The sequence below is a fragment of the Bradyrhizobium sp. genome (genome assembly GCF_049512235.1).
Lineage (GTDB): Bacteria > Pseudomonadota > Alphaproteobacteria > Rhizobiales > Xanthobacteraceae > Bradyrhizobium.
This window is the reverse complement of record NZ_JBEKXH010000061.1, coordinates 1-21,190: the sequence shown is the minus strand read 5'-3', so window position 1 is coordinate 21,190 and position 21,190 is coordinate 1. Positions and strand designations below refer to the sequence as shown.

Sequence of the window (21,190 nt, the reverse complement as noted above, 5' to 3'; positions counted from 1 at the left end):
TCAGGGCGCATTTCAGGGCTCCTCGCCGCAACAGGCTTATTTCGTGAAATGCGACAGCGAAACCACCACTCCGACCGATCAGAACAACGGCATCGTGAATATTCTGGTCGGCTTTGCGCCGCTGAAGCCGGCCGAATTCGTCGTCATCCAGATTCAGCAGATGGCGGCGCAGGCCAATCAGTGAGGAGGACCGCATGGCCCAGTTCAGCGTCAATGCGCAGCGATTCGATCCGTATAAGAACTTCAAATTCCGCGTCAAATGGGACGGCAAATATGTCGCCGGCGTGAGCAAAGTCAGCATGCTCAAGCGAACCACGGAAGTGGTCAAGCACCGCGAGGGCGCCGATCCAAGCAGCAGCCGCAAATCTCCGGGCCGAACGGAATTTGACGCCGTCACCCTGGAACGAGGCGTGACGCATGATCCGGCCTTCGAACAATGGGCGTCGCGGGTCTGGAATTTCGGCGCGGGCCTCGGTTCCGAAGTGTCGCTCGCCAATTTCCGCAAGGACATTCTGATCGAACTTTGCAACGAAGCCGGACAGACGGTCATCGCCTATAAGATCTACCGCTGCTGGGTTTCGGAATATCAGGCCATGCCCGATCTGGACGCAAACGCCAATGCCGTGGCGATCCAGCACATCAAACTGGAGAACGAAGGCTGGGAGCGCGATCTTTCGGTCACGGAGCCGACCGAGCCGAGCTTCACACCGGCTTCATGATCGGAGACAAAGCCCATGCCGCCGCTCTCCGCGATGGATTTGCTGACGCTATGGGATAGCGGCGCCGGGCTGGATTCGATGGGGCGGGCGCTCGCCGTGCTTTCCGCCTGTTGCCACGACCCGAGCGAGCGGCTGGCTGCGCTCGGCATCGGCGAGCGCGACGCGCGATTGCTCGACGTCTACGAAAATCTGTTTGGACCAAAGCTTGAGGCCTTTGCGGAATGTCCCGGCTGCGGCGAGCGACTCGAATACGAGCTTAGCGTGCTCGAATGCAAGGCATCGCGGCCGGCGGCGGACCAAGACAGCGGGTCATTGGAATTTTCCGTTCGCGGCGTCGCGCTGCGGCTGCGCCATTTGAACAGTCTCGATCTCAGCGCTGCCTCGGCATGCTCGGATCCAGCGCGGGCGCGGCGGCTTCTGGCGGAACGTTCGGTCGTGGGCGCCTCACGCGACGGCATCGCCGTCGATCCGGCCGACTTACCTGACGAGGCCGTTGCGGAAATTTCGGCGCACCTTGCGCAGAGCGACCCGCGTGCGGAGTCCATGGTCGATCTGCAGTGCCCGGCGTGCGGAAAGATGATGCAGCAATTGCTGGCGATCGAAGATTTCCTATGGAGCAAGCTCTCCGCGCTGTGCAAGCGATTGCTGTTCGAAGTCGATGCGCTCGCGCGTGCCTATGGCTGGTCGGAAGCCGAGATATTGTCGATGAGCGCGGCGCGGCGCGGCAAATATCTGGAGCTTGCGCTGTCATGAGCGACTTCCTCGCCCGCCTGGCCGGCAGAGCCTTGGGCGTCACGCCGGTCGTCCAGCCCGTGATCGCCCCGGCCTTCGCTGCGGTCTCCTCGACCGGATCGGACGGTTATCTTGGCGCACTTGCCGCGCGCGATCCCGGTCCAGGCAAAGCCTCCGTCGTAACCGCCGCCACGCCAAAAACACCAGAGCGCGAGCCTGACGACGGAGTTGTCGCGCCGATCGAGGAGACGGCGCTTGAAGACGTTCAGCCTCACGACCATGGCTTGCAACGAATGCGGCCGCGCCCGCCAAGGGGGGAACCCGTGGTCCCCGCCATGATTTCGATCGACGCCACAGCCACACGCCAGGAGATCATCACTGGCGACGCCTCGCCCACGCGGGCGACGGCGTCGCCAGCCAACTTCGACGACATGCCGCCGCGCCCTGCGTCGCTAACGAGCGGGCGAATGATGGCGCCACCGCCCGCGCCGAAGGCCATACCCGCGCCCAAGACCCTTCCGGAGCCGGGGCCGGACGCTTCCCACGGCTTGATTGCGGCTCCGCGGCCGTTGCCCCGTCGAGCCCAGCGCGGTTTGCGCCCGCCAGCGGCAGGCGGCGAGACGCCCCAAATCGTGCGCATCACCATCGGGCGCATCGACGTGCGTGCAGAGGCCGCCTCGCCGCCTGCCGCGCGCGCGGCATCCCGTAAACAGGAAAACCGCGGATTGTCGCTCGACGATTACCTCAAGCAGCGCGCGGAGGGTCGGCGGTGAGCAATTCTCTTGCCATCGCCACGGTGACGGCCGGTCTGGAGCAGATGCTGACGCCGATCATCCAGAAAACCGTGACCAACGCCAAGATCGCCTTCGGTCGGCCCGACAGCACGGACAACCAGACGCCGCAGGTCAACGTCTATCTTTATCAGGTGACGCCGAACGCCGCTTATCGCAATGCGGACTTGCCGATGCGCCGCGCCGACGGAACGCTCGTGGTCAGGCCGCAAGCGGCGCTGGATCTGCATTATCTCTTCACCTTCCATGGCGATGACTCCAAACTGGAGCCGCAGCGCCTGCTTGGAGCGGTGGCGACCAAACTGCATGCGCAGCCGCTATTGTCGCAGCAGAACATCGCCAGCGCTCTCACCCAGCACAGCGATTTCCTGGCTACGTCCGACCTAGCCAATCAACCGGAAAACATCCGGTTCACGCCGACCATGCTCAATCTCGAAGAATTTTCCAAACTCTGGTCGGCGTTTTTCCAGGTCGAATATTCGCTCTCCGCGGTCTATCAGGCGTCCGTCGTGCTGCTCAACAGCGACGAGGAGACGCCGCGCGCGGCGCCGCCGGCAGAAGCGCGCAACCTTTACCTCACGCCGTTTCGCGCGCCGCACATCGATCGCGTGGTGTCACAGGCCGGCGCCGACCAACCCGTGCTCGCAAGTTCCGCGTTGAAAATCGAAGGCAGCCAGTTGAGCGGCGACCAGGTGCTCATTCTTATCGACGGTCAGGAACTCGCGCCTTCTTCGGTGACCCCTGCCCAAATCCTGCTGCCGGCGCTGCTGCCCGCCGGCATTCGCGCGGGCTTGAAAGGCCTGCAAGTCATCCAGAAAATGGCGATGGGCGTGCCGCTTGCGCCGCATCGCGGTTTCGAGTCGAACGTCGCGCCCCTCCTGCTGCGGCCGACGATCACCAGCGCCGCGGCCGTTGCGGCCCCGACCACGCAGGGCGGAACGAATGTGACGCTGCAGCTGGTGCCGAATATCGGTGCCGGACAGCGCGCCGTGTTGCTGCTCAACAACATGCCGGCGGCGCCATCGGCGAGCTTTACCTCGCCGCCAGTCGTGGCAGCGGCGGACGCGGCGTCGGTTGTGATCAACATCGGCGCCGGCATCACCAGCGCTGGCCTGCCCGCGCCAGTTCCCCCGGGCACCTACCTGGTTCGCGTCCAGATCGACGGGGCGGAAAGCCCACTCAGCTTCTCCGGCGGCGCCTTCATCGGCCCCACGCTGGTGGTGCCGTCATGAACGATCAGGCCTTCGCATCCTGGCGGGAGACCAATCGGAGAAATCTCGCAGGAGAGATCGCGACGCTGCGCGAGACAATCGAGCATTGTTTGCAGGACAAGGTCGTAGCGCTCCGTTCCGAGGCGAGCCAGCAGCATCCCGCTACGAGCCCCGCGCTCGATCAACTCTGCAACGCCTTCGGTCTGTCGACTTTCGAGCGCAACATTCTCTTGATGTGCGCTGGCGTCGAGCTCGACTCGCGCTTTGCGGAGCTGCTTGGCGGCGCGGGCGCGCCTGTGCCGAGTTTCGGCTTCGCGCTGTCGGCGTTCGATGGCGCGCATTGGAGCGCGCTTTCTCCTGATGGCCCATTACGGCATTGGACCCTCGTCGAGCTCGGCAACGGTCCGACGCTGACAGGCCGAAGACTGACGATCGATGAGACAGTCCTGCATTATCTCGCGGGCGTCCCGGTGTTCGACCCGGTGCTTTCGCGTCATGCGAGGGTGATGTCTGCGCCTGAAAATGTGGCGCCCTCGCACCGGCTGATTGCCGAAAAGATCGCCCGTCTGTGGGCTGATGCCCCAAACAGCTCGCCGCCCGCGGTCGCGCTAGCGGGCGCCGACGACGAGACGCGGCGCACGATCGCTGCCTGCGCAGCAGCGATGCTCAACCTTCGGCTCTATACGCTGGCCGCCGCGGATATTCCGAATGCGCCCGCGGAACTCGAAAACCTGTGCCGGCGCTTTGAGCGTGAAGAGGCGCTCGGCGGCGGCGCATTGCTGGTGGAATGCGATGACGCCGAACGGTTGGACGCACCGCGAACAGATCTGGCCGGACGCATCGTCGACAGGATACGCGGTCCGCTGGTGCTCGCACAACCGGGGATCCATCGCGCAACAGAACGGCAGGTCATCCAGTTTGATGCGCCTTCGGCGTCGGCTTCCGAAAGGGCGGTCTTGTGGCGGACCGCCCTGGAGAAGACGCTGCCCGCGTTGCAAAGCGAGGCGGAAAGGCTCGCCGGCAGCTTCGCGCTCGGACCTGCGGCCGTCATTTCGGCGGTGGCATGCGCCGTCAGCGCATCGGCAGAGGGGTCGGCGCCGATCGAACATTTGTGGGACGCCTGTCGGGCGCAATCGCGGCTGCGCCTGGGGCGTCTCGCCTCTCGCATCGAGGCCGTCACCGATTGGGACGACCTGATCTTACCGGCCAAGCAGAAGGAAATCCTGCGTCACATTCTGATCCATGTCAGACGACGACAAAAGGTGTATGGCGATTGGGGCTTCCAGGCCAAAGGCGCCCGCGGCCTCGGCGTCAGCGCGCTGTTTGCCGGTCCGAGCGGAACGGGCAAGACCATGGCGGCTGAAGTGCTGGCCAACGCGCTGCGTCTCGATCTGTTTCGCATCGACTTGAGCCAGGTGGTCAGCAAATACATCGGCGAAACCGAAAAAAACCTGCGCAGCATCTTCGACGCCGCGGAAGAAGGCGCGGCCGTGCTGTTGTTCGACGAAGCGGACGCCTTGTTCGGCAAACGCACCGATGTGAAAGACAGCCATGATCGCTACGCCAACATCGAGGTCAGCTACCTGCTGCAACGCATGGAGGCCTATCGCGGGCTCGCGATCCTGACCACCAACCGCAAGAGCGCGCTGGATCAGGCCTTCCTGCGACGCCTGCGCTTCGTCGTCGAATTTCCGTTCCCGCAGCCGGCTGAACGCGCCGACATCTGGCGCCGAGCGTTCCCGAAGGCCACGCCCACTGAAAATCTGAGTTTCCATCGACTAGCGCAACTGCATGTCGCTGGCGGAAATATCCGCAACATCGCCATGGGCGCCGCATTTCTGGCCGCCGATCAGGACCAGCACGTCGGCATGTCGCATCTGCTTTGCGCCGCGCGGCAGGAATTCCTCAAAATCGAAAAGCCACTCACCGATGCGGAGACCGCCGGTTGGGTGTGAAGCCGAGCCGCCGGAACAGCTGACAAGGAAGGAAGAACAATGGCGCGAAGACTTGAACTGCACATCGAAGAGTTGGCGCTGCACGGTTTTGCAAGCCGGGATCGGCATCGCGTCGGCGACGCCTTGCAGGCGGAGCTTGAACGTCAGTTCGCCGCGCAGGATCTGTCGTGGCTTGGCGACAAGAGCATCGCCGTCGCGCGGCTTTCCTGCGCAGCCATCAAGTCCGCCCCCGGCGCCCCCCCAAATACCATCGGCGCAGCGCTGGCGCGCGGCCTGCACCGCGGCCTGTCGCGATCGGCCGCGAATGGCTTCGGCGCCGCCAAATCCGGCTTTCACCGCGGAGTGCGCACAGGATGAGCGACTTCCCCGGCTCTCCCCGGCTTTTGAAATGCGGGATCGTGCTGCTCGATCCGACCACCGGCGCGGTGCAACGCATCATTACGCTGCAATACAACCCGGACGCGCTGACGCGTTCGTTGCAGATCCAGAGCGTCGAAACCGGGCATAAGGACCGGTCGGAGGCCTTGCGGCTGAAAGGGCCGGCGGTCGAGACCTTCAAGTTCGACGCCGAGATCGACGCCACCGATCAGCTGGAATTTCCCGATCAAAATCAGGTCGCGGCACAGTTCGGCATCAATCCGCTTCTGGCGGCGCTCGAAACCATTATTTATCCCAGCAGCGCGCAGCTTTTGAACTCCAATTCCCTGGCGCAAGCAGGAACCCTCGAAATAGCCCCGATGGAGGCGCCGCTCACGCTGTTCGTCTGGAGTCGCAGCCGCGTCGTCCCGGTGCGCATCACTGATTTCAGCATCACCGAGGAAGCCTTCGACACCTCGCTCAATCCCATTCGCGCCAAAGTCAGCATCTCGATGCGGGTGCTCAGCGTCGACGATCTCGGCTTCAGCGACAAAGGCGGCCAACTCTACATGGTCTACCAGCAGCAGAAGGAGCGCTTTTCGGCCGCCAATCAAGGCGGCGCGTTCGGCGACCTCGGCCTTGGCGGCGCGCCATGAGCAACGTTGCACAGGCGCTGCTGCAGTTCGCCGGCGTCCAGCCGAGCCTGTTTGCATCGAACAGCCGCTACCAGGCGACGCCAACGGCCACCTACACCACGGGCGGCGGACTTCAGGTCGCTTATCTGTTGCGGCGCTTCGTCCCTCAGCCGGCACAACTGGCCGAGGTCGCTCAATACACGGTCACCCAGGGCGACCGTCTCGACATCTGCGCGGCGCGCTATCTTGGCGATCCGACCTTGTTCTGGCGGCTGTGCGACGCCAACGGCGTGCTGCGGCCCTGGCAAGCGACGGCGACCGTCGGAACGGTTTTGCGGATCTGCCTCCCGCAGGGCATCGCAGGGGTACAGAATGCTGGTTAGCGGCATCAATCTGACGGTGATGATCGGACCGGCGGAGCCCATTGCGGTGTCGCAGGACGTGCTCGACGCGCTCACCAGCGTCGAAGTCCGGTCGAACAGCGAGGGTCCGAGCGGCTTCACGTTGAACTTCAAGATCAACAAGAATTCGCCGCTCCTGACGCTGTTTCTGCTCGGCGGCGGCGCGCCAATTCCGCTGGTGCGGGTCGTGCTCTATGTGACGATGAACGCCAATCAGATCGTCCTCATCGATGGCGTCATGGTCAATCATCAGATGTCGCCGGGAACTGCCGGCGAGAGCCCGACCCTCACCATCATCGGCGAAGACCTGACCAAGCTCATGGATTACATCGACTTCACCGGCATCCCCTATCCGGCGATGCCGCCCGAGGCGCGCGTCCTGATCATCCTGGCCAAATATGCGGTGTTCGGCGTGATCCCCGTCATCATTCCCAGCATCATGCTCGACGTGCCGATCCCGATCGATCGGATTCCGCTGCAGCAAGGCACCGATTTCAACTATGTGCGCAAACTGGCCAGCGACGTCGGCTACACATTCTTCAACAAAGCGGGGCCGGCGCCGGGAACCAGCATCGCCTATTGGGGCCCCGACGTGAAAGTCGGCGTCCCGCAATCCGCGCTCAATATCGACATGGACGCCCAGACCAATGTCGAGAGCATGAGTTTCTCCTTCAACGCCGACGCCGGCACGCTGCCCTTTGTCTACATTCAGGAGCAATATACCAACGTTCCGATCCTCATTCCGATACCCGACGTCACGCCCTTAAGTCCGCCGCTCGGGGCCATTCCGCCGATTCCGAAACAGTTCCCGATCCTCGAGAACACCGCGAATCTATCGCCGATACAGGCGGTGCTTCTCGGCATGGCCGAGGCGGCAAGGAAAGCCGACGCCGTGACGGCGCAGGGAACGCTGGACGTGCTGCGCTACGGCGCCGTCCTCGAAGCACGCGGCCTCGTCGGCGTGCGCGGCGCGGGCTCGCCCTTCGACGGCCTCTATTATGTGAAGAGCGTCAAGAGCGAGATCAAGCGCGGCGAATTCAAACAAAGCTTCATGCTGGCGCGCAACGGGCTTCTATCCACGGTGCCGGAGGTTTCGCCATGAGTGACGCCAAGAAATTCTACGGGAAATATCGCGGCACTGTCGTCAACAACATCGATCCCGAACAACGCGGCCGCATCCAGGTCATGGCGCCTGATGTGTCGGGATTCGCGCTGAGCAGCTGGGCGCTTCCCGCATTCCCGGTCGGCGGCCTGCAAATGGGCATGTTCGGTCTACCGATCATCGGCTCAGGGGTGTGGGTGGAATTCGAGCACGGCGACATCGACTACCCCGTTTGGGTCGGCGTCTATTGGGGCTCGGCGGCGGAAGTGCCGGCGCTCTCGCATCTGTTGGTTCCCGCAGTGCCCGGCATCGTCATGCAGACCGCGTTGCAGAACGGGCTCCTGATCAGCGACGCGCCAGGTCCGACCGGCGGCATCATGCTCACGACAGCGACGGGGGCGATGATTCTGATCAACGAACTCGGCATCACCCTCTCAAACGGACAGGGCGCGACCATCGAGATGATGGGGCCGTCGGTCACCATCAACGCCGGCGCTCTGACGATCGTGTGAGGACAGCCATGCCGGGTTTCGTTCTGCATCTGGGCGCTACCGTATTGTGCTCGCACGGCGGACAGGCGCAACCGACCGCGGTTCAGCCGCGCGTCGCCGTCAGCGCGCAGCCGGTCACGACCATCGCCGCGCCCTATGTGATCGCCGGCTGCGCCATGCCGCCGCCACCGGTGGCGAACGGCCCCTGCCTCACGGCACAATGGCTGATCGGATCGACGCGGGTTTTCGCCGAAGGCGTGCCGCTGTTGCTGCTCGACAGCCAGGCGCTCTGCACGCCCACCGCAACGCCGCTGATCATCGCGGCGACGCAGGTCAGGGTCACGGCCATGTGAGGCGACGATGAACATCAGCTTCCCATTTCATTTCGACGCCGCCGGCAGAACGGCGAGCGCCTCGGATGACGATCATATCAGGGATTTGATCGAGCAGTTGCTGTTCACCAATCCGGGCGAACGGGTCAACCGGCCGGATTTCGGCTCTGGTCTGCTGCAGACCGTGTTTCAGCCGAACAGCAACGAACTCGCCGCGGCGCTGCAATTTACATTGCAGGCCGCGCTGCAGCAGACGCTTGGCGATCGCATCCAGTTGCAGGGCCTGCAAGTGACGAACAGCGACAGCACGCTGCAGATTCTCGTCCAATATCTCGTCAAAGGCCAGCAGCAGCCGCAGCTCGCGCAATTCACGCAGGAAGTCTCCTGATGGCGACGCAATATTTTTGCAAGAGCAAGCAACGCCGCCAGCTGCTGCTGGCTCAGGCCGCGCCGGGCCTGAACGGGATCGATTTTCTCGAAGTGGATCCCGGGCAATTGGTGTTGCACATCCATTTCCTGTTCGATCTTCCGGGAACGCCGAACCCGGTCCCGCCGGCGCCCGCGCCCGGTCTGACCGCAAATAACATCATCATCGAGGGCGGGGAAAGAATAACCGGCATCAATGTGGTGCCGAACTCCCTGGTGGTCGCGCTCAATGTCCTGACGCTGACGGTCAGCGCCGCGGGTGACTTTTCGACCTACACGCTACGCCTCGCAGCCAGCCCGACCGATCAGGATCCACCATCCGGATTCGATCCCGTGTTTTCGTCGGTGGCTTTTTCCTTCAAGGCGAATTGTCCGAGCGATTTCGACTGCGCGCCGATCACGACCTGCCCGCCGCAGCCGGTGACGCCGCTGAACATCAATTATCTCGCCAAGGACTATGGCAGCTTCCGTCAATTGATGTTCGACCGCATGGCGGTGACGACGCCGGGGTGGCAGGAGCGCAATCCCGCCGATCTCGGCGTGGCGCTGGTCGAATTGCTCGCCTATGCCGGAGATCAGCTCAGCTACTATCAGGACGCCGTCGCAACCGAGGCCTATCTTGGAACCGCGCGCCGCCGCATATCGGTGCGCAGGCACGCCCGCCTGCTTGATTACTCCATGCACGACGGCTGCAACGCGCGCTGCTTTGCGTTTCTCGACATCGCCGGAGGCGCCAGCGTGCTGGCGCCCAAGGGCACGCAGCTTTTGACCGGGGTCGTCGCGACGCCGCAAACCCCGCCGCCAGGGGTCGTTCCGCAGAGCCAGATGCAGGCCCTGGTGAACCAGGGCGCCCTCGCCTTCCGCACCCTCGCCGATCTCACGGCGCACGACGCGCTCAACCAGATCAGCTTCTTCACCTGGAGCGACAGTCAGTGTTGCCTGCCGCGCGGGGCGACCGCAGCCACGCTTGAGGATCTGCCGACCGGTGATCTGCCGCTGTCAGCGGGCGATCTCTTGCTGTTTGAGGAAATCAAAGGCACGGCCACGGGTCTTGCGGCGGATGCCAACCCCGCGCATCGGCATGTGGTTCGACTGCTCGGCGCGCCCTTGCACAAGACCGATCCTTTGACCTCGCAAAAACTCGTCGAGATCGCCTGGGATCCCGCCGACGCGCTGCCCTTTCCATTGTGCCTGTCGATCGCTGCCATCACCCCTGGAAGCCCTCCGATCGCGGATGTCAGCGTCGCGCGCGGCAATCTTGTGCTGGCCGAGCAGGCGCTGAGGCAGCCTCAGGAAACCCTGCCCGGCGCGTCCGGCAGCGGACCCTATCGGCCGCGATTGAACAATCCGAACGTCTCGATCGCCGTGGCTTACGACGACGCCGCAGCGCGCAAGCTGCCTGTCGCCGGCTTGCTGATCCAGGACCCGACCAAAGCCGTGCCGCAAGTCTCGCTGAGCGGCAGCGCCGGAAACTGGAGTCCGCAACGCGATTTGCTTGAGAGCAGTCCCACGGCGCTCGATTTCGTGGTGGAGACCGACGATAACGGCATCGCCGTCCTGCGCTTCGGCGACGGTTCGCTCGGCGCGGCGCCGCCCCCGAGTGGCTTGGTGGCGACCTACAGCACCGGCAACGGCGCGGCCGGTAATATCGGTGCCGACGCGCTCGCCTATATCATCTCAACGCCCACCGCGCCGCTCGCCGGCGTCGCCCAACTCCGCAATCCCCTGCCCGCGCAAGGCGGCGTGGATCCGGAGAGTCTCGACGAGACCAGGAATTTCGCGCCGCAGGCATTTCGGATTCAACAGCGGGCCGTGACGGCAGCCGATTACGCCGAGGTCGCGCAACGGCATCCGCAAGTACAGAAGGCGCAGGCCACGCTGCGCTGGACCGGCAGCTGGCATACGATGTTCGTGACAGTGGAGCGCACCGCCGGTCAGGCGGTGAACGACCTCTTCCGCACCCAGATCCGCAACTACCTCGAACAATTTCGTCTCGCCGGATACGATCTCGAAATTGAAGCGCCCAGCTTCGTCTCGCTGGACATTGCCTTCACCGTCTGCATCGGGGCCGGCTATTTTCGCAGCGACATCCAAACCGCGCTCGCCCAGACCTTCAGCAACCGGCTGTTGCCGGGCAACCGCACCGGCTTCTTTTATCCGGGCAATTTCACCTTCGGCCAGCGCGTTTACATCAGCCAGATCGTGGCCGCCGCCATGCAGACGCCGGGCGTCATGTGGGTCGACACCAATGATGTCGGTGCGTCGCCAAATCACTTCACGAGATTGGGACAGAAGCCGAACGGCGAGGCGGCGGCAGGGCTGATCGCCATGGCGCCGCTCGAGATCGCCCGGCTCGATAATGATCCGAGCCGGCCCGAAAACGGCAAGATCCAATTCATCCTGAAAGGCGGGCTATGAGCACGGGCGCCAATCAACTTCCGCTGAGCACGTGCGGCTGCTGCGCAGGCGAGCCGTCACTTGCGGCGATCTCCAATGCTCCAGGTCAGAGCGCGATCGCTTTCCGGCTCGCGACCTATGACATTTTCCTGCAGCGGCTGGTGGACGGGCTCGGCTCGGCGCAGATTCCGGACGGCCCCAATCAAGGCGCGCGTCCGCTGTCGGCGCTGACCACGCGGCTGCCGAGCGATCCCGCCATCGCCTTGCTGGACGCCTTCGCCGTGGTGGCCGACATTCTCACCTTTTATCAGGAACGCATCGCCAACGAAGGCTATTTGCGCACGGCGACCGAACGCCGTTCGGTGCTGGAGCTCGCGCGCGCTGTTGGCTATGAGCTCAGTCCCGGCGTAGCCGCCAGCGTCTATCTGCAGTTCACCGTGCAGGAGATCGCAGCTGCGGCAGCCACTGCGGCGGCGCCAGGATCCGGCGCGCCGGTCACGGCCGGCCCCGGCGCCTCGCTTTACAATGGCGGCCTGGTCGATTTGCCAGCGGGAACCCAAGTGCAGAGTTCGCCGTCGCCCGGCAATCTGCCCCAGCCCTTCGAGACCTCGGCCGACTTTCAGGCCAGCGTCGATTGGAACGCACTCGCGCCCCGTTCGCAGTGGACTCCGGACATCGCATTGTTCAACGGCGGGGTCTATCTTTTGGCTGACAGCGCCGCCTTCGCCGCCGGAACTTACACGCTGCTCGACCCGGCGCAGATCTATCTCGTCAATCCACCAAGCCATTTGGCATTGCAGTTTCAAAACCTGCAGCCGGCGCGCTCGCGGCGAAGGAATCGGGGTTCGCCGCCGCCGAACGGCCTGCCTGCGCTCGCGATCAAGCAATTCTACCTGCAGGGAACCGCAACCAAACTCAACGTCGGCGACCGGCTGCTGCTGGTCGGCGTGAACAGCAGCGCCGCCACGCAAGCGCAGTCCTACGTCGTTCTCGAAGTCGAGGCGCAATCCGCGTTCAACCGGACGCGCGTGGCCTTTGATGCCAGCGGGTCCACCCCGCAGTTCGGCGCCGCGTCCTTGCCACAGGAACAGCCGCAGCTCGGTCAAATCCCGTTCAACCAAGCGAACGTCGACACCTATATCCGCGAGGTCGCCATCAGCGAGAGCGATCTGCAGGCGTTCCTGCAGATCAATGGCTGGGACGGTGGCGATCTGGAGCAACTCGTCAACAATCCAACCAGCGCGCAAGATCCGATCGCAGGCGTCTATGCGTTCCGCGCCACCGCGGCCTTCTTTGGCGCCAATGCGCCGAAGTGGCTGAGCCTGCCGGATCCGACCAAGGCGCAACGCGGCGACGCCTATCCAATGGATTGGGACACCGCCAATTCGGGCGCTGGCCGGTTGATCTGGAGCGACTCCCAGGGCCAGCCCTTTCAAAATGCCGACGTCTATCTGGAGCGGCAATTCCCGCAGGTGACGGCGAATGGCTGGATATTGCTGGAAGCCCACGGGGTCCAGGCGACCGCATTCGAGATTACCGGCACAATTGACGAAACGCTCGCCGATTATGGCATGAGCGGCAAGGCCACCGGGCTCGAATTGAAGCTTCCAAGCGCCAAAGGCACTGGACTGAACGCGCCTTCGGCGGTCTCTCGCGATACCAATCTCCTGGACGGCTTTGCGATCGGCCTGGATGGCGCACTTTACCACCGCTGGTGGGATGGCAGTGGCTGGTTTGGACCGGAAAACCTCGGCGGCACAGACTTGCGAGGCTCACCTGCGGCGGTGAGCTGGTCGCATGACCGCATCGACGTCTTTGCGATCACGCAAAACGGCGCCCTGATCCATTGGTGGTGGAATGGCGGCCCATGGAGCGGCGCGGAAAATCTGGGCGGCAATTCGCTGGTCGGCGCGCCTGCCGCCGTCTCCTGGGCCACGAACCGGCTCGACGTTTTCGCGACCACGAGCGCCGCCGACCTCGCCCATTGGTGGTGGGACGGCAGTCGTTGGAATGGTCCGGAAGGCCGCGGCGGGTCGTCGCTGGTCGGATCGCCTTGCGCGGTCAGCCGCGATCAAAACCTGATCGACGTGTTTGCCATCGCAAGCGACGCCGCCAATCCCGGCGGCCTGATGCACTGGTGGTGGGACGGCAGCAATTGGAATGGCCCGGAACACAGGGGCAGCGCGGAACTGATCGGCTCGCCATCCGCCGTGTGCTGGTCCAATGACCGCATTGACGTCTTCGCGATCACAAACGCAGGCGGCCTCACTCACTGGTGGTGGGACAGCCAGGATGGTTGGCACGATCTGGAGAGCCTGGGTGGCAGTCAACTCACGGGCTCCCCTTCGGCCGTGGCCTGGGCAGCGAACCGCCTGGATATTTTCGTGCTGAGCGCGCTTGGCACGCTCCGACATTTCTGGTGGGACGGCGGTTGGGGGACCGAAGATCTTGGCGGCAGCGGCAATCTGATCGATTTTCCCTCAGCGGTTTCCTGGGGCCCCAATCGTCTCGATATTTTCGCAACCGGCGCACTCGGACATTGGATGCATGCATGGTGGGGGCCAGGCTGGGGCGGCCCCGAGGATCTCGGCGACGGCAGCCTGTTGCCCTATCCGGTACGCACCACCAAGGCCTATCTGCAGACCGAGCCTCTCGCGCTCACCGGTCTGCCGATCGCAGACGATATTGCCGCCGGCACCAGCGAAATCATGCTCGACAGCATGACGCTCGGCCTGCAGGCCGGCCAGGCGGTCGCCCTGAGCGGCCTGCGCGCGGACGCAAAATCCGTCCCAGCGAATGAAATTCTGATCCTCACCGGAATCGATCATATCGGCGGCTTCACCTGCCTTCAATTCGCGCCACCCGGCCTGCAGAACAGCTATCTGCGCACAAGCGTCACGATCAGCGCCAATGTCGCGCTGGCGACGCACGGCGCCAGCGTCAGCGAGGCGCTCGGCAGCGGCGACGCCTCGCAGACCAACCAGACTTTTACACTGAAACGCCCGCCTTTGACCTATGTCTCGGCGTCGACGCCTTCGGGCGCGCAGTCCAGCCTGCAGATCCGCGTCAACGATCTGGCCTGGCAGGAGGCGCCGACGCTGTTCGGCCTCTCGCCGCAAGACCAGCAATATATCGTCCGCCTCGCCGATGACGGGACGCCGTCGGTGACCTTCGGCGATCCCGCCGCGCGGCTGCCGACCGGCGGACAGAATGTGCGCGCGACCTATCGTACCGGCATGGGACTGGTCGGCAATGTCGGCGCCGGCACGATCTCGATGCTGCAGTCGCGGCCGCCCGGGCTGCGGGCTGTCACCAATCCGCTGGCCGCCAGCGGCGGCGCCGATCCGCAAGACATCACTGAGGCGCGCGTCAATGCCCCGCTCACCGTGCTCACACTCGATCGTATCGTCTCGCTTCAGGATTACGAAAACTTCGCGCGCAGCTTCGCCGGTATCGGCAAGGCGCAGGCGGTGGCGATGTGGAACGGCCAAAAGCGCCTGGCGCATGTGACGATCGCCGGCGCCGACGGCTCCGCGGTGGATCCGTCCTCGCCGCTGTTCGCCCAACTCACCCAAGCGATTTTGCTCGCGCACGATCCCGTCCAATTGGTGATGCTCGGCTCCCATCAGCCGCTGACCTTCAATCTCACCGCGGCCATCCTGATCGATCAACCGCTCTACCAGCCCGCGCTGGTGCGCGCCCAAGTCCTGCAAGCGCTTGCCGCGGCCTTTTCCTTCGCAACCCGCGCCTTCGCCCAGCCCGTGACATCCGCTGAAATCACCACCCTGATCCAATCGACGCCGGGCGTCATCGCCGTCAACCTGACGCAGCTCTATCTCAGCAACGACCGCAGCGGTCCCAGCCAGACCGAGGCTGCGGCCTTTATTCCTGCATCCGCGGCGCGCTGGGCGAACGGCACCATTCAGCCGGCGCAGCTCCTGTTGCTCAACCCGTTGGGCGTGACCATGACGGAGATGGCGTCATGAGCAACGGACCCTCGGATCGTCTATACGGCCTCTTGCCCGCGGTCTATCGCATTCGCGACTCCGCGCAGTCCGAACCGCTGCGCGCGCTGCTCGGCCTGATCGAGAGCGAGGTTGATGCGATCGAACAGAACATCGCAGCTTTGTATGAGGACTGGTTCATCGAAACCTGCGACCCATGGGTCGTTCCCTATATCGGCGATCTGCTCGACGTCCGGCCGATCAATGGCGCCGGCGGCGCATTCAGCGCCAAGGCCTATGTCGCCCACACCTTGAGTTACCGGCAGAGCAAAGGCACGGCAGCGATGCTCGAGCTGCTGGCGCACGACGTGACCGGCTGGCCGGCCCGCGTCGTGGAATATTTCCAGCTGCTCGACACCTGCCAATATCTCAATCATCTGCGCGCGCAAAATCTGGCCACGGCGGATCTGCGCGACGCTGACTCCTTGGAGCTACTCGGCGGGCCTTTCGAAACCACCGCCCACACGGTCGACGTGCGCTCGATAGCCGCCGGGCGCGGGCGCTACAACATCGTCAATATCGGGGTGTTTTTCTGGCGGTTGCAAGCCTATCGCGTCGGCCCGATCTCATTGGACCCGACGCAGGCCGAATTGCAGAGCGACGCACGCGCGGTGGCCGCGGCGCCGGACGGCCGCTACACGTTCGACCCGTTGGGCGCGGACGCGCCTTTGTTCAACCTTCCCCAGACCAATACCGCCACGACGCGGCTCGCCAGCGAGGTGAATGTGCCCGGACTGCTGCGCCGGCGGCCGCTCTATGAAGAACTCGAAGCGTTGCGCCAGGCCAAGGCCAATGGTGCCGCCGCGCCCGCCCCGGTCTATTTCGGCACCAATCCCGTGTTCCAGGTTCTCGTCAACAACGCCGTGGTTCCATCAGAGCAGATCGCAATCTGCGACATGGAGGACGTCCCGCCGCCGCCACCAGGTGCCGTCGCAAGCGACTGGCGCAGACCCGCCGCGACCAAGGCCTATCAGCCGGCCTTGGGGGGCGCCGCGATCAACCTGCCGATCGCGCTGTCCGTCGACCCCGTTCTCGGCAGGATCGCCTTTCCGCCCGGCGTTGCGCCTGTCTCTGTTGAGGTTTCCTACCTCTATGGATTTTCCGCCGGCCTCGGCGCGGGCGTCTATGACCGCAGCGCCTGGCTTTCAAACCCGCTGACCAGACCCCAGCCTTTGAACGATGCCGCGCGCTGGCAGGTCGGCGTCAGCAAAGAATTCACCGCCACCGGGCCGAACGCCTTTGCAACGCTCGATGCGGCCATCAGGGCGTGGAACGCGCAGACGACTAAGAGCGACGGCGTCATCGCCATTTGCGACAACCGGACCTATCAGGAGACCCTCACGGCGATCAATCTTGCCGAAGGCCGCAGCCTCTTGATCGTCGCGGCGGACTGGCCGGCCTTGCGCAAATCGCAGTCGTCGCCGGCGAGCCTCGAGCTATCCTTCAACATTCTGCGGCCGCATCTGCGCGCGGCCATTGCGATCCAGGGCAGCGCACCGGCGAACAGCGTCAACGCCGGCCAATGCTTCATCGATGGACTGCTGATCGAAGGCGGCGTGACCATAGAAGCCGGCGCACTCGCCGTCCTCAGCCTGTCGCAGGCGACCATCGCGCCGAGCGGCGGACTGAACGTCGCAGCCGGCGCCGCGCCGGCGATCAGTCTATATCGCGCGATCTGCGGTCCCATCGCCTTGAGCGCGACCACGCCTTCGCTGTCCCTGACCGACAGCATCGTGGCGAGCGGCCCGGCGTCATCCACGACCGCCGCCGCGATCACGGCGCCGGCGTCGAACTTGACTCTGCAGACCAGCACGGTGTTCGGAACGATTTCGGCGGAGCTTCTCAGCGCAGGCGATTCGGTCTTCGCCGGAATTGTCACGATCGCGCGCCAGCAGAGCGGCTGCATGCGCTTCTGCTACGCGCCGCCGAATTCGATCACGGCGCCGCGCTATCATTGCCAGCCCGATCTCGCGCTTGCGGGCGTGACCGACCCCGCGGCGCAAATCGCGACCAGAAATCGGCTGATCCCGCAATTCACCTCGACGAACTTCGGACAGCCGGGCTTCGCTCAGCTTGCGGCAAACTGCGCCAGCGAGATCGCGGCCGGTGCCGACAACGGATCCGAGATGGGAGCTTTCAACCTGCTCTATCAGCCGCAGCGCTCGGCCAACCTGTCCACCGCGCTCGGCGAATATCTGCGCTTTGGTCTCGAGGCGGGCAGCTTCAACGTAACGTAAGGGATTTGCGCCATGAAAGCCGATGTGAGCCGCCTGACCTTCGGACGCGAGAAGCACTATCACGGCGTGATCAAACAGCAGGGCCGCGTCGACCTCGACGCCGACTGGAACGAGCAGAACGAGATCGCAGCCTTTCGCGTCGAAGCCGAAGCCGTCGACGTCATCGGCGCCTCCGGTGCGCCGATCGGCGACGCCGGCTTTACGCTGACAGCAACCAGCGGCGGCGCCAATATCAACATCAGCAAGGGGCGGGCCTATGTCAACGGCCTGTTGTGCGAGAATGAACAGGATGTGCTGATCAACGCGCAGCCCGATCTGCCGGGCTTTACGCTGCCGACCGCGGCCGGCGTGTACATCGCCTATCTCGAGGTCTGGCTGCGCCATCTCACCGCGCTCGACGATGCCGATATTCGCGAGGTCGCCCTCGGTGGACCCGACACCTGCTCGCGCGTCAAGACGGTCTGGCAGGTCAATCTCCTGAACGTCGCCGCGACCGGGACCAACGTGACCTGCGCGACGCCCGAGCCGAATTGGGACGCGCTGATCGCACCGAGTTCAGGGACGCTTGCCGCGCAAGTCGTGCCGACGCCGCCATCGTCACCGTGCGGGATCGCGGCGGCTGGCGGCTACAGCAGCCTGCAAAATCAGCTTTATCGCGTCGAGATTCATGATCCCAGCAGCGCCAATCCAACCTTCAAATGGTCGCGCGACAACGGTTCGGTGGTGGCGAGTTGGACCGCGCAGGCGGGCGCGAGCAACGAACAGCTCACGATCTCGAACAACGGCCCGGACGATGCGCAGGGCTTCGCGCCCGGGCAATGGATCGAACTTGTCAGCGACGCCAACGAACTGAGTTTTAAGCCGGGCGTCCTGGCACCCTTGACGGGCGTGAGCGGAACCATGCTGACGATCGACCCGAGCCAAGCAACGGGCGCCGTCACGGGCTTCAAATTCCCCGCGAAAATTCGCCGTTGGGACTCCGCCGGTCGTGTGCCGCTGACCGCTGGCACATGGCTCAATCTCGAAAACGGCGTCCAGGTGCAGTTCTCGCCAGGCACATTTACCACCGGGGACTACTGGCTGATCCCGGCGCGAACGCTGACCCCCAGCAGCGTCGATTGGCCGACGAATACCTCCGGGCAGCCGATCGCGCTCCCGCCCAAAGGGATCAAGCGCCACTACTGCAAGCTGGCGGTCGTCAATCTCAGCGGCAATGTGTGGTCGATCGCCGCAACCTGTCTGCCCACCTTCCCGCCGCTCACGCAAATTATGACCAGTCAAGTCAAGGCGATCCACGTCACCGGCGTGCAGCTCGCGCCAGCGAACACCGTGCTGCTCAACGACAGCGACGTTTTGATCGGAATACGCGCCTTGGCGCTCGTGGTCGGCTGCGACGCGCCGATTGATCCGGTCTCGGCGCGCCCGACCAGCTGCTTCGTCGAGGCGGAGACGCCCTATCCGCTGATGGACAACACGGTTGGTCTGGGCTCGAGTCCGTTTCTCAATCTTGGCTATTCCCGGCTGCTGCTTCCCGGGCAGATCAGCGTGACGGGAACCTCGATTACCTGGACGCTCAACAATCCGTTCGTCTTGATGCGGCTGCTGCTTGACGTTTTGTCGGCGATGCGGCGCCAACAGGGTGACGCGCGCGTGCGCCTGCGTCTCGTGCTCAAGGGCGACCTGATCTGGGGTTTGAACGATCCCACAACCTATCTCGACGGCGAGGCCTTCGGGAGCGCCCGAACCGATGCGGACGGCTCCAAACGCATCAGCTTGAATCTCCCGAGCGGCGACGGCAAGCGCGGCGGCGATTTCGAATTCTGGTTCTGGCTGTTCCTGCCGGTGACGCCCGATAACGTGGTGTTCACCAATCTTCCGTCACCGATCTTCGCCGGTCAGACTTCGACCGGAACGGTGACGCTGAACGGTCCGGCGCCGACGGGCGGCGCCGTAGTCGCGCTGACCACGCAAGCGCTCGGCGCCAATGGCAGCGTGCTGACCGGCGTGACGGTCGCGACCGTGCCCGGGAGCGTCACGGTTGCGGCCGGGCAGACCAGCAATACGTTCGCCGTGACGGGGACTTCGGTTCCCGCGGGCGATCAGTCCGTCACGCTGCGCGTCACCGCGGCCTATGAGAACGGCCAGGCGGTCGGAGATTTGACCATCAATCAGGTGCTAAGCGTGGCGAGTATCAACCTCAATCCAACCTCGCTGCTTGCAGACGGAAAAGCGTCCGTTAGCTGCTCCGTCACTTTGAGCGGTCCAGCCCCGGCGGGCGGCGCCGTCGTCGCCTTGGCCTATGACAACTCTGGCTTCGCGACAGCGACCCCGCCGAGCTCGGTGACGGTGTCGGCCGGGCAAACGACTTCGCCAGCGTTCGCGATGGTTCCAAAGGCTTTGGCGAACAATACGCCTACCGTCACGGTCAAAGTGACCGCCACGTATATTAACAGTTCCAAGTCGAACAGCTTCGACATCACGTCTCAGAAACTGACATAAGCGTTTGGGCGGGAGTTACGCCGCCGCAGGGGAAAACGAGTATCGCCATGTTTGAGCAAAGGCGGATCAAACCATCGGTGAATGCCGGTTCGCAGGCCTCGCTTGCTGACGCGCCGCCGCGACCGCAGTTCGATCACGCCGCAAACAGGCGCGACCCGCGCCAACAGGCGGAGACCAGGGCGTCGGGAAAGGCAGACGGGGCGAAAAACGCGATGCCCGCCGCGAGCGCGCTGCGCATTGGCGATCCGGACGACGCATTCGAGCGCGAGGCAGATCGGGCGGCGGTCGAGGTGATGACGGGCGGAAGGGCTAGGCCGCAATGGTCGCTGTCAAGAATGAGCGTGTTGCCGGGGGTGCAGCGCAAGTGCGATTGCGGGAAGTCAGCGGGCGCCGGCGGCGAGTGTGAAGAGTGCAAGGAGAAGGGCGCCTTGGAGCGCGCTTCGCTATCCTCCCGTGGGAGCGAGACGGAGGTTGGAGCACGGGCCCCCCCCATTGTCCACGACGTGCTGCGATCGCCCGGCCAGTCGCTCGATCCCCGAACACGCGATTTCATGGAACATCGCTTCGCGACCGACTTCAGCAAGGTTCGCCTGCACAGCGACGCGAAGGCGGCGGACTCGGCGCGGGCCGTGAACGCGCTCGGCTACACCGTGGGCGCCGACGTGGTCCTCGATCCTCGCCGGCACGATCCGGCCTCCCCCGACGGACTGAAGATACTCGCACACGAGCTCGCCCATGTCGTCCAGCAGCGCGGACACGAAGTACCCGACACGACATCGATCGTCGAGACGCCGGGGAACAACGCGGCCGATCCGGAATCCGGCACCACGCGGCCGGCGACGGGCCTCTCGCTGATGCGGCTGACCCCCAGCAAGTTTCGCAGCGATCTGGGCGCGACACC

The 21,190-nt window shown here is 64.3% G+C and carries 17 protein-coding genes and 1 pseudogene; all 18 read left to right on the top strand.

The genetic code is table 11. From position 1 onward, the window contains the following. Positions 1–184 (top strand): annotated as a pseudogene (locus tag ABSG20_RS08415) (phage tail sheath family protein); the annotation flags it as partial. Positions 185–194: 10 nt separating this feature from the next. Further along, the gene (locus ABSG20_RS08410; RefSeq protein WP_423864036.1) at positions 195–719 is read left to right on the top strand and encodes a phage tail protein; all 525 of its coding nucleotides are present in this window, start codon (positions 195–197) and stop codon (positions 717–719) included. Between the two features lie 15 nt (positions 720–734). Further along, positions 735–1,472: a T4 family baseplate hub assembly chaperone gene (locus ABSG20_RS08405; protein ID WP_423864035.1), complete on the top strand. Its 738-nt coding sequence runs from the start codon at positions 735–737 to the stop codon at positions 1,470–1,472. Then, positions 1,469–2,224, top strand: a complete 756-nt coding sequence (locus tag ABSG20_RS08400) for a hypothetical protein (RefSeq protein WP_423864034.1) — start codon at positions 1,469–1,471, stop codon at positions 2,222–2,224. Before ABSG20_RS08405 ends, ABSG20_RS08400 begins: the two co-directional genes overlap by 4 nt. Then, positions 2,221–3,474: a Pvc16 family protein gene (locus tag ABSG20_RS08395; protein WP_423864033.1), complete on the top strand. Its 1,254-nt coding sequence runs from the start codon at positions 2,221–2,223 to the stop codon at positions 3,472–3,474. The genes ABSG20_RS08400 and ABSG20_RS08395 overlap by 4 nt, the downstream gene beginning before the upstream one ends. After that, positions 3,471–5,408, top strand: a complete 1,938-nt coding sequence (locus ABSG20_RS08390) for an ATP-binding protein (protein WP_423864032.1) — start codon at positions 3,471–3,473, stop codon at positions 5,406–5,408. Before ABSG20_RS08395 ends, ABSG20_RS08390 begins: the two co-directional genes overlap by 4 nt. A 39-nt stretch (positions 5,409–5,447) precedes the next feature. Further along, positions 5,448–5,765, top strand: coding sequence for a hypothetical protein (locus ABSG20_RS08385; RefSeq protein WP_423864031.1), 318 nt, complete (start codon positions 5,448–5,450; stop codon positions 5,763–5,765). Beyond that, the gene (locus ABSG20_RS08380) at positions 5,762–6,421 is read left to right on the top strand and encodes a hypothetical protein (RefSeq protein WP_423864030.1); all 660 of its coding nucleotides are present in this window, start codon (positions 5,762–5,764) and stop codon (positions 6,419–6,421) included. Before ABSG20_RS08385 ends, ABSG20_RS08380 begins: the two co-directional genes overlap by 4 nt. Next, entirely contained in the window at positions 6,418–6,783 is a 366-nt protein-coding gene (locus ABSG20_RS08375) for a LysM peptidoglycan-binding domain-containing protein (protein ID WP_423864029.1), read from the top strand. The genes ABSG20_RS08380 and ABSG20_RS08375 overlap by 4 nt, the downstream gene beginning before the upstream one ends. Further along, the gene (locus ABSG20_RS08370; RefSeq protein WP_423864028.1) at positions 6,773–7,903 is read left to right on the top strand and encodes a hypothetical protein; all 1,131 of its coding nucleotides are present in this window, start codon (positions 6,773–6,775) and stop codon (positions 7,901–7,903) included. Before ABSG20_RS08375 ends, ABSG20_RS08370 begins: the two co-directional genes overlap by 11 nt. After that, a complete protein-coding gene (locus ABSG20_RS08365; protein ID WP_423864027.1) occupies positions 7,900–8,415 on the top strand; it encodes a phage baseplate assembly protein V in 516 nt (171 codons plus the stop codon). Before ABSG20_RS08370 ends, ABSG20_RS08365 begins: the two co-directional genes overlap by 4 nt. An 8-nt stretch (positions 8,416–8,423) precedes the next feature. Beyond that, entirely contained in the window at positions 8,424–8,747 is a 324-nt protein-coding gene (locus ABSG20_RS08360) for a hypothetical protein (RefSeq protein WP_423864026.1), read from the top strand. 7 nt (positions 8,748–8,754) lie between these two features. Beyond that, positions 8,755–9,114 carry a GPW/gp25 family protein gene (locus ABSG20_RS08355; RefSeq protein WP_423864025.1) on the top strand — a complete coding sequence of 120 codons (360 nt, stop codon included), beginning with the start codon at positions 8,755–8,757 and terminating at the stop codon, positions 9,112–9,114. After that, positions 9,114–11,570, top strand: a complete 2,457-nt coding sequence (locus tag ABSG20_RS08350; RefSeq protein WP_423864024.1) for a putative baseplate assembly protein — start codon at positions 9,114–9,116, stop codon at positions 11,568–11,570. The genes ABSG20_RS08355 and ABSG20_RS08350 overlap by 1 nt, the downstream gene beginning before the upstream one ends. Then, positions 11,567–15,535, top strand: a complete 3,969-nt coding sequence (locus ABSG20_RS08345) for a putative baseplate assembly protein (protein ID WP_423864023.1) — start codon at positions 11,567–11,569, stop codon at positions 15,533–15,535. The genes ABSG20_RS08350 and ABSG20_RS08345 overlap by 4 nt, the downstream gene beginning before the upstream one ends. Continuing rightward, complete coding sequence (locus ABSG20_RS08340; RefSeq protein WP_423864022.1) at positions 15,532–17,790, top strand: hypothetical protein; 2,259 nt, start codon at positions 15,532–15,534, stop codon at positions 17,788–17,790. Before ABSG20_RS08345 ends, ABSG20_RS08340 begins: the two co-directional genes overlap by 4 nt. 12 nt (positions 17,791–17,802) lie before the next feature. After that, positions 17,803–20,289: a DUF6519 domain-containing protein gene (locus ABSG20_RS08335; protein ID WP_423864021.1), complete on the top strand. Its 2,487-nt coding sequence runs from the start codon at positions 17,803–17,805 to the stop codon at positions 20,287–20,289. Positions 20,290–20,336: 47 nt separating this feature from the next. Continuing rightward, positions 20,337–21,190: eCIS core domain-containing protein (locus tag ABSG20_RS08330; protein WP_423864020.1), on the top strand; the 854-nt coding region annotated here is incomplete at its 3' end.

Bases quoted from the DNA above. Each gene is read 5' to 3' on its own strand.
- ABSG20_RS08355 (WP_423864025.1), top strand. From the start codon at position 8,755: ATGAACATCAGCTTCCCATTTCATTTCGACGCCGCCGGCAGAACGGCG.
- ABSG20_RS08360 (WP_423864026.1), top strand. From the start codon at position 8,424: ATGCCGGGTTTCGTTCTGCATCTGGGCGCTACCGTATTGTGCTCGCAC.
- ABSG20_RS08370 (WP_423864028.1), top strand. From the start codon at position 6,773: ATGCTGGTTAGCGGCATCAATCTGACGGTGATGATCGGACCGGCGGAG.
- ABSG20_RS08340 (WP_423864022.1), top strand. From the start codon at position 15,532: ATGAGCAACGGACCCTCGGATCGTCTATACGGCCTCTTGCCCGCGGTC.
- ABSG20_RS08405 (WP_423864035.1), top strand. From the start codon at position 735: ATGCCGCCGCTCTCCGCGATGGATTTGCTGACGCTATGGGATAGCGGC.
- ABSG20_RS08335 (WP_423864021.1), top strand. From the start codon at position 17,803: ATGAAAGCCGATGTGAGCCGCCTGACCTTCGGACGCGAGAAGCACTAT.
- ABSG20_RS08385 (WP_423864031.1), top strand. From the start codon at position 5,448: ATGGCGCGAAGACTTGAACTGCACATCGAAGAGTTGGCGCTGCACGGT.
- ABSG20_RS08350 (WP_423864024.1), top strand. From the start codon at position 9,114: ATGGCGACGCAATATTTTTGCAAGAGCAAGCAACGCCGCCAGCTGCTG.
- ABSG20_RS08410 (WP_423864036.1), top strand. From the start codon at position 195: ATGGCCCAGTTCAGCGTCAATGCGCAGCGATTCGATCCGTATAAGAAC.
- ABSG20_RS08390 (WP_423864032.1), top strand. From the start codon at position 3,471: ATGAACGATCAGGCCTTCGCATCCTGGCGGGAGACCAATCGGAGAAAT.
- ABSG20_RS08400 (WP_423864034.1), top strand. From the start codon at position 1,469: ATGAGCGACTTCCTCGCCCGCCTGGCCGGCAGAGCCTTGGGCGTCACG.
- ABSG20_RS08345 (WP_423864023.1), top strand. From the start codon at position 11,567: ATGAGCACGGGCGCCAATCAACTTCCGCTGAGCACGTGCGGCTGCTGC.
- ABSG20_RS08365 (WP_423864027.1), top strand. From the start codon at position 7,900: ATGAGTGACGCCAAGAAATTCTACGGGAAATATCGCGGCACTGTCGTC.
- ABSG20_RS08375 (WP_423864029.1), top strand. From the start codon at position 6,418: ATGAGCAACGTTGCACAGGCGCTGCTGCAGTTCGCCGGCGTCCAGCCG.
- ABSG20_RS08380 (WP_423864030.1), top strand. From the start codon at position 5,762: ATGAGCGACTTCCCCGGCTCTCCCCGGCTTTTGAAATGCGGGATCGTG.